Annotated in this window: 12 protein-coding genes; 10 read left to right on the forward strand and 2 right to left on the reverse strand. The window is 42.0% G+C overall.

Going from position 1 to position 11,958, the window contains the following annotated elements; translation table 11 throughout:
- The first annotated feature begins 104 nt into the window (after positions 1 to 104).
- From CRO21_RS00665 to mraY, 7 genes are all read left to right on the forward strand, one after another.
- Positions 105 to 1,028, forward strand: coding sequence for a LysR family transcriptional regulator (locus CRO21_RS00665; protein ID WP_097077437.1), 924 nt, complete (start codon positions 105 to 107; stop codon positions 1,026 to 1,028).
- Between the two features lie 132 nt (positions 1,029 to 1,160).
- Entirely contained in the window at positions 1,161 to 2,072 is a 912-nt protein-coding gene (rsmH, locus tag CRO21_RS00670) for a 16S rRNA (cytosine(1402)-N(4))-methyltransferase RsmH (RefSeq protein ID WP_097077438.1), read from the forward strand.
- Between the two features lie 6 nt (positions 2,073 to 2,078).
- Complete coding sequence (ftsL, locus tag CRO21_RS00675) at positions 2,079 to 2,384, forward strand: cell division protein FtsL (RefSeq protein ID WP_097078091.1); 306 nt, start codon at positions 2,079 to 2,081, stop codon at positions 2,382 to 2,384.
- A gap of 24 nt (positions 2,385 to 2,408) precedes the next feature.
- Positions 2,409 to 4,229 (forward strand): penicillin-binding protein PBP3, encoded by a 1,821-nt coding sequence (gene ftsI / locus CRO21_RS00680; protein WP_097077439.1) that lies wholly within the window; start codon positions 2,409 to 2,411, stop codon positions 4,227 to 4,229.
- A gap of 7 nt (positions 4,230 to 4,236) precedes the next feature.
- On the forward strand, positions 4,237 to 5,742 hold the full coding sequence (locus CRO21_RS00685) for a UDP-N-acetylmuramoyl-L-alanyl-D-glutamate--2,6-diaminopimelate ligase (protein WP_097077440.1): 1,506 nt from the start codon (positions 4,237 to 4,239) through the stop codon (positions 5,740 to 5,742).
- An 8-nt stretch (positions 5,743 to 5,750) separates the two neighbouring features.
- On the forward strand, positions 5,751 to 7,220 hold the full coding sequence (locus CRO21_RS00690) for a UDP-N-acetylmuramoyl-tripeptide--D-alanyl-D-alanine ligase (protein ID WP_097077441.1): 1,470 nt from the start codon (positions 5,751 to 5,753) through the stop codon (positions 7,218 to 7,220).
- Entirely contained in the window at positions 7,221 to 8,339 is a 1,119-nt protein-coding gene (gene mraY / locus CRO21_RS00695) for a phospho-N-acetylmuramoyl-pentapeptide-transferase (protein ID WP_097077442.1), read from the forward strand.
- 539 nt (positions 8,340 to 8,878) lie between these two features.
- On the opposite strand, the gene CRO21_RS00700 is transcribed toward mraY, so the two are convergent.
- Both CRO21_RS00700 and CRO21_RS00710 read right to left on the reverse strand, forming a co-directional pair.
- Entirely contained in the window at positions 8,879 to 9,214 is a 336-nt protein-coding gene (locus tag CRO21_RS00700) for a hypothetical protein (RefSeq protein ID WP_097077443.1), read from the reverse strand.
- Positions 9,215 to 9,556: 342 nt separating this feature from the next.
- Positions 9,557 to 10,084 carry an HPP family protein gene (locus CRO21_RS00710; protein WP_097078092.1) on the reverse strand — a complete coding sequence of 176 codons (528 nt, stop codon included), beginning with the start codon at positions 10,082 to 10,084 and terminating at the stop codon, positions 9,557 to 9,559.
- Positions 10,085 to 10,171: 87 nt separating this feature from the next.
- Here CRO21_RS00710 and CRO21_RS00715 point away from each other — a divergent pair, with 87 nt between their 5' ends.
- From CRO21_RS00715 to CRO21_RS00725, 3 genes are read left to right on the forward strand one after another with little or no spacing between them, the layout of a single operon-like run.
- A complete protein-coding gene (locus tag CRO21_RS00715) occupies positions 10,172 to 10,753 on the forward strand; it encodes a TetR/AcrR family transcriptional regulator (RefSeq protein ID WP_097077445.1) in 582 nt (193 codons plus the stop codon).
- A 2-nt stretch (positions 10,754 to 10,755) separates the two neighbouring features.
- On the forward strand, positions 10,756 to 11,100 hold the full coding sequence (locus tag CRO21_RS00720; RefSeq protein WP_097077446.1) for a DUF7709 family protein: 345 nt from the start codon (positions 10,756 to 10,758) through the stop codon (positions 11,098 to 11,100).
- The gene (locus CRO21_RS00725) at positions 11,101 to 11,916 is read left to right on the forward strand and encodes a putative RNA methyltransferase (protein WP_097077447.1); all 816 of its coding nucleotides are present in this window, start codon (positions 11,101 to 11,103) and stop codon (positions 11,914 to 11,916) included.
- Positions 11,917 to 11,958 lie beyond the last annotated feature (42 nt).

The raw sequence follows: 11,958 nt of genomic DNA on the forward strand, positions 1-11,958 counted from the left end.
AGTCTTGTCTTGATAGGTATTTTGCTTGGATTTTTGTTGCAAAAAAACCAGATGATCTGCAAAATATTATTGACTAAAAATCAACAATAAAGTGACGTGATCAAATGAAATCCTCGATTGAAGAATTACTTGCCTTTGTCACCATTGTTGATGCAGGTTCGATTGTGCATGCAGCACAGCAGTTGAACCAAACCACATCGGGACTAAGCCGGGCTTTACAGCGTCTGGAATCCAAATTGGCTGTGACTTTGCTGGAACGTACCACACGTAAATTAAAACTGACGCAGGAAGGGCAATTATTTCTGGATAAAGCCCGCAAAATTCTCAATGATCTTGGCGAAGCAGAAGATGCTTTATTACGCTTTGATCATGAAGTTTCAGGATTAATTCGTGTTGATTCGGCCACACCGTTTGTATTACATGTGATTGCGCCATTAATGCAGGAGTTTATGCAGCGTTATCCATGTGTTGAAATTGAATTAAATAGTAATGATCAGGTGATTGATTTACTTGAACAAAAAACAGATGTGGCGATTCGTTTTGGCCAACTCAATGATTCCAGTCTACATGCAAAACTATTGTGTCGGAGTCGCTTATACATTGTGGCAAGCCCGGAATATCTGGCGCGAGCAGGCTATCCAGAAACAGTGCAAGATTTATTACATCATCAATTGATTGGTTTTAGTAAAGTTCCCAGTCTGAATACTTGGCCATTAAAAATCAATGATCAGTTTTTAACGGTCCAGCCTAAATTAAAAGCTTCTAATGGAGAAACAGTGCGGCAACTGGCTTTACTGGGTAATGGTATTACGTGTTTGTCACAGTTTTTAGTGGCAAAAGATTTAAAACAGGGCAAACTGGTGGCATTGCTGGAAGAATACAATACCTTGTATGATCAGAATATCCATGCAGTGTATTATCAACAGGAACATTTACCGAAACGAGTAAGTCTATTAATAGCCTTTCTTGCAGAGAAATTGCAAAAATACCAAGGGAATGAAGCAATAAGCGCTAAAATCAGCGTATAATTACCGACAATTTATCCCAAAGTTGCATAATTTTAAAATTATATACAAAAAGCCGCTTGGTCATTTTTGCTAATCATTGAATAATTAGCGACTTAAACTTGGGTTCGTCTTACTTTAAATTGTTGATTATACATGTCTCATATTTCCGTCCTGCTCCATGAAACTGTTGATGCCGTTTTGGGACAAAAAACAACCGGTATTTTTGTCGATGCGACTTTTGGTCGGGGTGGACATAGCCGTGAATTATTATCCCGTCTGGACGCAGATGCAAAAGTGATTGCTTTTGATAAAGATCCGCAGGCGTTGGCCACAGGGGCTGAACTTGCCAGTGAGGATTCACGGTTTCAGATTGTGCATGCCAGCTTTGCCGATCTTGCAGCACAATTACAGCAATTGGGGATCGTATCTGTTGATGGCATTATGGCGGATCTCGGTGTGTCATCTCCGCAACTGGATCAAGCCGAACGCGGCTTTAGTTTTATGCATGATGGACCGTTGGATATGCGAATGGACAATTCACAGGGACAAACCGCAGCGCAATGGTTAGTGGCCATGGATGAAACTGATCTTGCCAATGTTATTTTTAAATATGGTGAAGAACGTTATAGTCGCCGCATTGCTCGAGCGATTAAGCAGGCGGGTTTGATTGAAACCACTGCGCAACTGGCCGAGATTGTAAAAGTTGCCCATCCCAAATGGGAAAAACATAAACATGCTGCGACCCGAACTTTTCAGGCCATTCGTATTGCCATTAATAAAGAACTGGACGATGTTGAAACATTTTTACCGCAAGCCGTTGCCATGTTAAAGTCCCATGGACGTCTTGCCGTGATTAGTTTTCATTCGTTGGAAGATCGTTTAATCAAACAGTTTATTCAAAAGGAATCCACCCTGCCCGAACAAGAGTGGGGTATGCCACAGGCACAAAAAGACACTCGTACCCTGAAAAAAATTGCACGGATTGCACCAAGTGCTGTGGAAATAAAACAGAATCCTCGTTCCCGTAGTGCATGGTTACGTGTCGCAGAGCGTTTGGAAGATTAAAATATGATGATTAAAAACCATAAATTGATTGAAAAAAGTATCCTGCAACAGGTGGCGATCATTCTGCTGATCATTGTGACAATCATGGGCAGTGCATTTATGGTGGTAAATCAGGTGTTTAATTATCGCCATGATTATCGTGGCTATAATAATTTAATGAAAGAAAAAGATGATTTGAATGCAGAATGGGGACGTTTGCTGATCGAACAGCAAACCTTTGGTGCGACAGCCCAGATCGGTTCCCGTGCGGTGACACAATTACGTATGTATTCGCCCCCTGCGACTCAAACTGTCGTAATTTCAACTAAATAATGATGTGAGGCGAAAGACACAGCAATGGTTGCTCCTACAAAAAAAACGAAACAGCGGAAAAATGCTGTCAGTGCCAAGCCTACACTCGCGCAGGATATGTGGCGTTTTCGCTTATTGTGGTTTGCTGCATGTGCTGCGTTTATTTTATTGATTGGCCGTGCATTTTGGGTACAGATCCTCGATAGCGATTTCCTGCAAGAAAAAGCCGATGCTAATATTTCACATACCGAAGTGGTCAGGGCAATGCGTGGCGTGATTAGTGATCGTCACGGTGTGCCATTGGCGATCAGTACGCCAGTAATGACGGTCGTGATTGATCCTAAAGATTATTTCGAGGCCAAGGCACAATTTGAAAAAATTTCCGAGGAAATTAAAAAAGATCCGGAGAATGCCAGATTAAAAAGAGCATTACCCAAGAAAAATTTTGACCTGAATGAACTGGCTCAGGTGATGGGGATTGATGCAGCCAAATTACAGCAGGATATGCAACGTCGGGCACGTTCCCGTTATCTGCCTTTAAAACGTCAAGTGCCGCCTGCACAGGCCGATGCCATCATGGCGCATAAATTTCAGGGTGTTTATACCGAGAAAGATTATAAACGCTATTATCCGCAGCCCCAGCCAAATGCACAGATTATTGGTTTAACCAATAGTAATGGTATGGGGATTGAAGGACTGGAAATGCAGTTGAATAAACGCCTGGCCGGTATCGATGGTGAGCAGCGGGTACTTCGGGATCGTAAAGGTAATCGCTTAAAGGTTGAAGAAGTGATTACCCAGGGCAATGGTGGCGAGAATATCACCCTGAGTATTGACTCACGCTTGCAATACATTATGTATCGTGAATTGACCGCGGCAGGTGTTGCCAATAATGCGCGTTCTGCCACTGCGATTGCAGTCGATGTCAAAACCGGTGAAATTCTGGCCATGAGTAGCTGGCCATCGTATAACCCCAATGATCCAAAGGGGCTAAGTAATCAGGATGCGATGCGGAATCGTGGCGCTGTTGACTCGTTTGAACCCGGTTCCACCATGAAGCCATTTACCGTGTTGATGGGACTGGAAAGTGGCAAATTCCAGCCGACGTCGATTATTAATACCAGCCCCGGTTCAATGCGGATCGGTAATCATACCATTCGTGATACCCATAATTATGGTGCATTGACCATGGGCGGGGTATTAATTAAATCCTCCAACGTGGGGGCTTCAAAAATTGCTTTATCGTTACCTTATTCCACTTTACCGACCTTCTACAAGAAAATTGGTTTTGGTAAACGCTCGGCGGTGGGTTTCCCGGGTGAAAGTGCAGGTTTAATCTTGCCACCCAGTAAATGGAATGTATCCGAAGTGGCGACCATGTCCTATGGTTATGGTTTAAATGCCACAGTATTACAACTGGCACAGGCTTATGCGATGGTTGCCAATCATGGTGTAGAAGTTCCTTTAACCTTATATAAAGTCTCTGAACAACCCAAAGGCGAACAGGTGGTTGCGCCGGAAATTGCCGATACTGTATTGCATATGCTGGAAGCGGTGACTCAGCCTGGCGGTACGGCACGACAAGCGGTTATTCCCGGTTATCGTGTGGGCGGGAAAACCGGTACAGCACATAAATTACGTGCCGACCGCAAAGGCTATTCTCAAAATGAATATCGTGCCTTGTTTGCCGGAGTTGCACCAATCAGTAATCCGCGTATTGCCATGATTGTGGTGGTCGAGAATCCACAAGGTAAATACTATGGTGGTTTGGTGGCTGCACCAGTTTTTGCCAAAATCATGCAGGAATCTTTACGCTTGCTGAATGTACCGCTTGATCGACCATTGGAAACACCAAAAGGAAGTTAAACACATCATGACCACATTATCTGAGATTTTCCGACATGATGAGCAGCTTCCTGACTGGGCAATGCAATCCTTTACTGGCTTTTGTCTGGATAGTCGCAAAGTGCAGGCAGGCAATATTTTTATTGCATTGCAGGGTCTAAATAATGATGTAACTGCAACGCAGCATTATATTCAGCAAGCCCTGCAACAGGGGGCGATTGGGGTATTAACCGAAATTGTGGTTGAAGAGCATGACAGTATTTTATTTGTTGCCAATCTGCGACAAATTTTGGGTGGCTTGCAACAGGCATTTCTTCAGGCTGAGCAGCCGCAAACACTGGCGCGTACTGTCGCTGTGACGGGGACAAATGGCAAAACCACAGTTTCACGACTAATTGCAGAATTATTAACGTTACTCGGCCAAGCAACCGCAGTGATGGGAACGACCGGTAATGGCATTTTACCCAATTTGCAGGCATCTAGTCATACTACACTGGACGCCTTGCATTTTCAGCAAATGTATTATGATTTTAGTCGGCAAGGGGCAAAGTTTTTGTCACTGGAAGCCAGCTCACATGGCATTGAACAAGGCCGTTTGGCCGGTACGCCGATTGAGGTTGCTGCATTTACCAATTTAAGCCGTGATCATCTGGATTATCATAAAACGTTAGAAAACTATGCCAAAGCTAAAGCCAGGTTATTTGATTTTCCAAGCTTAAAACATGTGGTGATCAATCATGATGATCATCATGCTGCTTTAATGATGGAACACGCAAAAAACAATCCAGCCCAGCCAGATATCTGGTTGTATGCCTTGTCTGAAGCACGCTCAGATTATCGTGTTTCAGCATTAGAATTTAGTCTATCCGGTGCAACTTTCGTGTTGGATAGTCCTTCCGGTCAATATCAGGTTGCGAGTCCACTGTTAGGCCATTTTAATGTGGAAAATATATTGGCTGCGATCATTTGTGTGGAAAAACTGGGTTTTGCCTTGGCTGATATTATTGCCCTGATTCCACAGCTTAAAGGTGCTCCGGGCCGTATGCAAACCATCAGCGATCAGGGACGTTTATTTATTGTTGATTATGCACATACGCCGGATGCATTGGAGCAAGTATTGAGCAGCTTACAACATCATGTTGAAGGCCAATTATGGGCGGTATTTGGTTGTGGTGGAGATCGTGATCGCGGCAAACGTCCGGAAATGACTCAAGCTGCTCTGAATCATGCGGATAAAGTAATTTTGACCACAGATAATCCACGCAGTGAAGATCCTGTACAAATTTTTACGGATATGAAAGCCGGGATTAATTTTAATGGTCATCAGGTCGAGGAAATTCATGATCGACGTGAGGCAATCAAGTTTGCCATAAAACATGCACAGCCCGGTGATATTGTGGTGATTGCAGGCAAAGGGCACGAGAATTATCAGGAAATTGATGGTGTTCGACACTGGTTTGATGATGTGGTTGAAGTGCAGTCTGCCATTGATACACCACATCATTTATCGCTATCGGCTTATCCTGCGCAATAGGAACGTTTATGCATACCTCTACAACTAGCACTGCGCCTCTAGTGCCGTGGTCTAGCGATCAGCTACAACAGGCAACTCAAGGGCAGTGGCTTTTTCCATTAAATCCCTCCCAACCTCCCTTTAATAAAGGGAGGAGTTCCCCTCTTTTTCAAAGAGGGGCTAGGGGAGATTTCGGAGGATTCTCGATTCAACGTATTCTCACCGATTCTCGTCAGGCAAAAGCAGGTGATGCTTTTCTAGCGTTAAAAGGTGAACGCTTTGATGCACATGACTTTGTGCAACAAGTGGCCGAACAGGGTGCAACCTGTGTGATTGTACAGCGTGAAATCACAGGTTTATCTATTCCACAGTTAATTGTTGCCGATACCCGTCTGGCATTGGGACATCTGGGTGCCTATCGCCGCCAGCAATGTCAGCATTTAAACGTGGTTGCCTTAACCGGTAGTAGTGGTAAAACCACCACCAAGGAAATGCTGGGTAGTATTTTTTCCCGTTTGGGCGCTACGCTGGTCACACGCGGTAATCTGAATAATGATCTGGGTGTACCGATGATGTTGCTGGAGTTACGTCCTGATGAGCATCGTTATGCAGTGATGGAATTGGGTGCCAGTCATCAGCGGGAAATTGACTATACTTCGAATCTGGTACAGCCTGATGTGGCTGGTATTATTAATATTGGTACTGCGCATTTGGGTGAATTTGGTGGACGACAAGGCATTTGTAAGGCAAAGTCGGAAATTTACCCACACATTAAAACCGGTGGAATTGCGATTATTCCGGCCGCAGATGATTTTGTTCAACCGATCCGTCAAGCAGCACAAGGTTATAGTCAACTCAGCTTTGGCAAAGGTGGCGATATTTATGCCGACAATATCCAGCTTCATGCGCAGTCTTCAAGTTTTGATTTAATTACGCCACAGGGTAAAGTCCACATCGAATTACCTTTTGCTGGTGAACATAATGTGCACAATGCCGAAGCGGCAGCAGCTTTTGCACTGGCCATGCAAGTGAGTCTGGAAGATATTGTAGCAGGACTGGCACAAGCCAAAGGTGCAAAAGGACGTCTGAATTTTATTCAACATCAACAATACTTATTGATTGATGATACGTATAATGCCAATCCGAATTCCATGCGTGCGGCTGCTGATGTCCTTGCCCAGCAAAATGGTATCAAGGTCATGGTGATCGGTGATATTGGTGAATTGGGTGAAGACGCCCAAGCCGAACATTTTGCTTTAGGACAGGCATTGGCAGAAAAATCACTGGATTATATTGTCGCAGTTGGCGAATACGCTGCAACTGTTGTCGATGGCGCAAAAGCTGCGCATTGTTCAGCTTATCGCAATCAACATGATGCTTTGACAGCCCTGTTGACGATTGTTAATAAGCATCAACCACAGCCAATGAGCTTTCTGTTTAAAGGGTCACGTTATACCCATATGGAAGATCTATTGGTGGCATTGATGGAGAAATTTTAAATGCTGTTATGGCTGTTTGAGCAACTGGCAGGTTACCATAGTTCCTTTCAGGTTGTTCGTTATCTCACCTTACGCTCTTTATTAAGCGTTTTAACTGCTTTGGGGATTGGACTGTTTTTGGGTCCGGTCATGATTCGTAAGCTGCGTGCGCTTAAATACGGACAAGCTGTAAGTAGCTTTGCGCCGGAAAATCATGCTGCAAAAATGGGAACACCGACCATGGGTGGGGTGTTAATCCTGCTTTCGATTGGTATTAGTACCTTGCTTTGGGCAGATTTACGCAATCCTTATGTCTGGATCGTGCTGGGTGTCATGGTGATCTTCGGTGCAGTAGGCTGGGCGGATGACTGGATTAAAATCCGTTATAAAGACAATGCTGGTTTACCTGCCCGCAAGAAATTCTTCTGGACTTCAGTTGGTTCATTAGGTGCAGGGATTGGTTTATATCTGATAGCAATGCAGCAGGGCAATCCCGTAGTGACAGCCAATATGCTGGATTTGCTGATCCCGTTCTTTAAAAATATCAGTATTCCACTGTCTGTGATTCCGTTTGGTCTGGCATTTATTGCATTTACCTATCTGGTGATCAATGGTGCGTCCAATGCAGTCAACTTAACCGATGGTTTGGATGGTCTGGCAATTATGCCAATTGTTCTGGTGTCCGCGGGTTTGGGCGTATTTGCTTATTTGGCTGGTGATGTACGTTTTGCCAATTATTTGCACATTCCTTATATTCGTTATGCCTCTGAACTGGTGGTGATTTGTGCAGCCATGATTGGTGCAGGTCTAGCATTCCTTTGGTATAACGCACATCCTGCACAAATTTTTATGGGTGATGTTGGGGCATTGGCACTTGGTGCAATGCTGGGAACGATTGCGGTAATGGTACGTCAGGAAATTGTCTTTGCCATCATGGGCGGTGTCTTTGTGATGGAAGCAATCTCTGTATTCTTGCAAATTGGCTCGTTACGGATGCGGCAAAAACGGGTATTTTTAATGGCCCCTTTACATCATCATTATGAAAAACAGGGCTGGAAAGAAACCCAGGTGGTGATCCGCTTCTGGATTATTACCATCATTCTGGTGGTCGTGGGCTTGATGACTTTAAAATTACGTTAAGCTTGCAATCTATATTAACCTGCAATTTTGTTATAGAAATTGCAGGTTTTTATGTTTGAAAGGTTATTTGAAATGAGAACATTAATCACAGTAAATAACTTATAAGATTAATTAAAATACTGTTGGTTGAATTCGTAGTGTTCCATTACCGTCTGATCCAATACGTAAAGTTAGTGGTTTCTTTGATGATAAATCAATTTGTGTTTCTACTAATCCACCACCACACATTCCTAGATTTTGAGCACTGATAATATGTTGCTCTGGTGTTAAAAGAATACTAATTTTTTCAGCTCGTTTTAATCTAACAATCTCATGTTTATCAATTAAAACTTGTGTAGTACACGCCGATCCTACATGTCCACCATCTCTTTTAATAATTACATCAATTTTTTGTGTATCAGGAAGTGTATATGACTTATCTATAATTCTATCTTGAGGTACAGTTTTCGCTAGATCATTACTAACCGGAGCATTTGCACAAGCCGTTAATAAACTAATAAGTAGTATAGGTATTGATAGCTTAAGTATTTAAAGTAACCTCAATTTTTACACACGAATTTATACAAGTCATATTTACTTGATCCTCTTACTAAGTCAAACCATTTTGTTGGATTTGGTTTAATGGCTTGAGGGGATACTTCGCTATAACCAATTTCTTTCATTTGACCAGTTTTACAATTTATTTGTAATGAGGTATAACCAATACTATCTACTCCTACTCTTTTATGTAGAGTGGAAACAATATCTCCAGATTTAGTTTGTTTAATCAAATAATATTTTCCCTTATCACCTGATACACTTCTTGGAATTTGCTGATCAGCGAAAGCCAGAGACGATAATATGATACAACTTATTGCAATTAATAATTTTTGCATAAAAAAACCTAAGTGGAACATTAAAAATGAAAATTTTTTATGCTTATTATTTTAACATATTTTCTTATAGGTTGTAGCAGTTCAAATGACTCAAATATTTCTAAAGTAGATAAACCAAAACTGACGTTAGAAATGAGAGGTGCGGAATTTAGAATTATTGATAATTGTTTGAAATCTCTTAAAAAGGTGATCCTAGACAGTATTTTGGACATAGGATCAGCACTAAAATATGATAAGTTCTTAATTTTTATATAAAAATTAAATTATTTATTTGTGTGGTAGAGTTTAAATGATGAGAGAAGAATATTATTGAATGCATTTAAAATAAGTTATTAAATTCACTTATTTTTTAAACCATGCAAATCCTTGTACCGGATATTTCTGTTGACTACCGATATTATTGACAAGACATGCAATCAGCACCAGAAGTAGGGCGCCCGATAAAGTTGGAAATAATAAGAAACTCCAGTCGTACTGTACAGTATTGGCGGTCAGTAAAATGACCAATGGATTTGCACCAGCAGGCGGGTGAACGCATTTTAATAGTTGCATGGCGGCAATGGCACAACCCACAGCAAAGGCGATACTGAGCATGGATGTGGAAAAGAATTTTAGGAACAGTAAACCAATCAATGCCGAGATAAAATGCCCTAGAATGACATTTCTAGGCTGTGCCAAAGGCGATTGAGAAACAGCATAGAGGATGACACAACTTGCACCGAAAGGTGCCATAATCCAGACGTGCTGGCTGAATTGAGTTAACCAGAGTAATGCAAAAATACTGGCTGTCCCACCGATTAAACTACGTAAAATCTCAGATTGCTGGAAAAATGACGCCAGCCGTTTTTTATGTTGTAGGTAAAAAGCCATGATGGTGTATTCGGATTGATTTTTGATGATCATAGCGTTATTATTTTAAATAGTACAGATCTGTACTATTTTTTATAAAGGAAATTTATGGGGTCTAATGTATCCAAAGCGTCAAAGTCGGCAGATAAAATCTTAAGCACAGCGGAAAGCTTATTTAATCAACAGAGTTTTACTGCGGTAGGCGTGGATTTAATACGGGATGAATCGGGCTGTTCAAAAACCACCATGTATACCTATTTTAAAAATAAAAATCAGTTGGTACAGTCGGTGTTGCAAGGCAGAGATCAACGTTTTAGGCAAGCGTTAACGGATTATATTGGACAGGCAGAAGGATTAGATGCTTTAAATAAAATTTTCGACTGGCATCTGAACTGGTTCCAGACCGATACGTTTAAGGGATGTCTATTTGTACGTGCAGTGGCCGAAGCCAATGTAGAACAAACCGAAATCATTGCAATTTCAAGGATGCATAAACAATGGCTATATCAACTGATTCGCCACTATTGCAATCCGCAATCTGGCATAATAGACCTTGCGGATTTGCTTTATACCCTATTAGAAGGATTAATCAGTCGTTTTCTGGTCGATGGCTATAATGAGCAGATCGCGCAGCAGACCAGACAAATGTTTAATCAAATATTTGAAATTTCAAAAACAGGAAGCGTGTAGACATGTCTAAAATTTCCGGATCAGATCAATTATCACAAATTAATCATAAAGTGGTTGAAGATGGGGAAGTTTTACCCCAAGTGACGTTAAAAGATGGTAGCCGTGTTCAAACCGGAACGGTGGCAACCATGTTGCATAATATTGCACTTTACAATCGTTATGAACATGACGCAGCTCAACGCAGTGCAGTAGAACAAGAATTAAAAGTTGCCGTACCGACATTGGTAAAAATTGGCTTATTTGATTTATTTGATGTGGACGAATGGATTCAGGGTGAGAATGCCGGGCGGACCTTTGTGGGTGTGCAAGCCAAAGCTTATTTAAAAAATTTACACGAGAAAGCCTGAATGACGCTGAATTTAATGTGTCCTGTGTGCCGGGAAAGCCTGACACTTCAGGATAAGACATGGCGATGTAGTAATCGTCATAGTTATGATCAGGCCAAACAGGGCTATGTCAATTTGCATGTAGTCCAGCATAAACACAGTAAATCACCTGGAGATACACCCGAGGCGGTAACTGCCCGTCGACGTTTTTTAACCGCCGGCTTTTATCAAAGCTTACAGCAAGAAATTGTTGCAGTACTACAGCAGTTGAATATCCAGTCGGCTATTGATATTGGCTGTGGTGAAGGCTATTACACACAGGCAATGGCCGAGGTGATTCCAGATTTAATTGCGGTGGATATTGCCAAATCTGCGGTACAGATTGCGGCAAAACAAGATACGCAGAAGCAGGTGGTTTGGGTGGTCGGTACAGGTGCGATACTTCCAGTACAGGATCAGTCGTTACAGTTGTGTAGCAGTTTTTTTAGCCCATTGCCAAAAGTTGAAATGTTGCGTGTATTGAAGTCAAAGGGCTATTTGCTGGTTGCTACACCTGCATCGCTGCACTTATATGCCATGCGTGAAGCCTTATTTGATCAGGTTAAGGTGCATGAACCGGAAAAATTTATCAGTCAGTTACAGCCAGAGTTTGAGCTTATTGAACAGCATCTTATTACCGATGATTTAAGCTTGAATCAGCAACAGCTCAAAGATTTAATTGCCATGACACCCTATGCATGGAAAGCCAAGGCAGATAAGCGGGCAGTACTGGAAGCTCGGGATCAATTTAAAATTCAGGCGCAGTTTTGTCTGTATTTGTTTGGCAAAGTACAATAACAAATAGCAAAATCTAAGACACAAAAATGTAACTGGCTAAAA

The sequence above is a fragment of the Acinetobacter puyangensis genome (assembly GCF_900096995.1).
Lineage (GTDB): Bacteria > Pseudomonadota > Gammaproteobacteria > Pseudomonadales > Moraxellaceae > Acinetobacter > Acinetobacter puyangensis.

Excerpts from the sequence above, each read along its gene's own strand:
- CRO21_RS00685 (WP_097077440.1), top strand. The coding sequence starts at position 4,237 with ATGACCACATTATCTGAGATTTTCCGACATGATGAGCAGCTTCCTGAC.
- CRO21_RS00715 (WP_097077445.1), top strand. The coding sequence starts at position 10,172 with ATGGGGTCTAATGTATCCAAAGCGTCAAAGTCGGCAGATAAAATCTTA.
- CRO21_RS00710 (WP_097078092.1), bottom strand. The coding sequence starts at position 10,084 with ATGGCTTTTTACCTACAACATAAAAAACGGCTGGCGTCATTTTTCCAG.
- CRO21_RS00720 (WP_097077446.1), top strand. The coding sequence starts at position 10,756 with ATGTCTAAAATTTCCGGATCAGATCAATTATCACAAATTAATCATAAA.
- CRO21_RS00665 (WP_097077437.1), top strand. The coding sequence starts at position 105 with ATGAAATCCTCGATTGAAGAATTACTTGCCTTTGTCACCATTGTTGAT.
- ftsI (WP_097077439.1), top strand. The coding sequence starts at position 2,409 with ATGGTTGCTCCTACAAAAAAAACGAAACAGCGGAAAAATGCTGTCAGT.
- mraY (WP_097077442.1), top strand. The coding sequence starts at position 7,221 with ATGCTGTTATGGCTGTTTGAGCAACTGGCAGGTTACCATAGTTCCTTT.
- CRO21_RS00725 (WP_097077447.1), top strand. The coding sequence starts at position 11,101 with ATGACGCTGAATTTAATGTGTCCTGTGTGCCGGGAAAGCCTGACACTT.
- rsmH (WP_097077438.1), top strand. The coding sequence starts at position 1,161 with ATGTCTCATATTTCCGTCCTGCTCCATGAAACTGTTGATGCCGTTTTG.
- CRO21_RS00690 (WP_097077441.1), top strand. The coding sequence starts at position 5,751 with ATGCATACCTCTACAACTAGCACTGCGCCTCTAGTGCCGTGGTCTAGC.
- CRO21_RS00700 (WP_097077443.1), bottom strand. The coding sequence starts at position 9,214 with ATGCAAAAATTATTAATTGCAATAAGTTGTATCATATTATCGTCTCTG.
- ftsL (WP_097078091.1), top strand. The coding sequence starts at position 2,079 with ATGATTAAAAACCATAAATTGATTGAAAAAAGTATCCTGCAACAGGTG.